At 53.8% G+C, this 240-nt stretch carries 1 protein-coding gene; it reads right to left on the bottom strand.

Going from position 1 to position 240, the window contains the following annotated elements; all coding sequences use genetic code 11:
• On the bottom strand, nucleotides 1–240 hold a 240-nt coding region (locus B4920_RS27705; protein ID WP_139379769.1), incomplete at both ends, for a TonB-dependent receptor plug domain-containing protein.

The following is a 240-nucleotide window of genomic DNA, read 5'->3' as shown; positions in this document are numbered from 1 at the left end:
TGCCCATGCCATAGAGTCCTGTTGCTGGGCCTTTTAAGACCTCCACGGATTCCACATTGGTTAGGGAGCGAGTGGGGTTAAAGGTATTGCCAAGGCCGGCACCGCCATACATGCCGTCATAGGTGTAGTTTGCGCCGAGGCCGCGAATCACTAAGTTATCTCCAATGCCGTAGTTATTGCCCGCTTGAGTCACCCCGCTGATATTGCGAATCAAGTCCTGCAGATTGTCGACTCCTTGGC

Origin of the sequence: Zoogloea sp. LCSB751 (assembly GCF_002028455.1) — a bacterium.
Lineage (GTDB): Bacteria > Pseudomonadota > Gammaproteobacteria > Burkholderiales > Rhodocyclaceae > Zoogloea.
The sequence above is the reverse complement of the archived record's forward strand: the minus strand, read 5'-3'. Positions and strand labels throughout refer to the sequence as shown.